Here is a 605-nt window from a genome sequence, read left to right as displayed (position 1 = left end):
GTATCTAACGCTTCGCCTAATTCTACAATCTTTGCTTCCCACTCAGCTTCGCCTTCTAACGCTTTTAACGCTGAACCGCGGATTACTGGTAAGTCATCACCTGGGAAGTCGTAGTCTGAAAGTAATTCACGTACTTCCATTTCTACTAATTCTAATAACTCTTCATCATCTACCATGTCACATTTGTTCATGAATACGATGATGTAAGGTACACCTACTTGACGTGATAATAAGATGTGCTCACGTGTTTGTGGCATTGGGCCGTCTGTTGACGCTACTACTAAGATTGCTCCGTCCATTTGCGCAGCACCAGTGATCATGTTTTTAACATAGTCGGCGTGGCCTGGGCAGTCTACGTGGGCGTAGTGGCGTGTCGGTGTATCATATTCTACGTGTGAAGTATTGATTGTAATACCACGTGCTTTTTCTTCTGGCGCTTTGTCGATTTGATCAAATGCAAACGCCTGACCGCCGTATGTTTTTGCTAATACGTTGGTGATTGCTGCAGTTAAAGTAGTTTTACCGTGGTCAACGTGACCAATTGTTCCTACGTTAACGTGCGGTTTATTACGTTCAAATTTAGCCTTAGCCATGAGTAAACCCTT

1 protein-coding gene is annotated in these 605 nt (G+C 43.6%); it reads right to left on the bottom strand.

Annotated elements, in window-relative coordinates:
* Positions 1 to 593: GTP-binding protein (locus tag ACRCA4_RS15005; RefSeq protein ID WP_433190397.1), on the bottom strand; the 593-nt coding region annotated here is incomplete at its 3' end.
* Positions 594 to 605 lie beyond the last annotated feature (12 nt).

Source organism: Rheinheimera sp. WS51 (assembly GCF_050936095.1).
Classification (GTDB): Bacteria; Pseudomonadota; Gammaproteobacteria; order Enterobacterales; family Alteromonadaceae; genus Alishewanella.
This window is presented reverse-complemented; position numbering and strand designations above follow the sequence as displayed.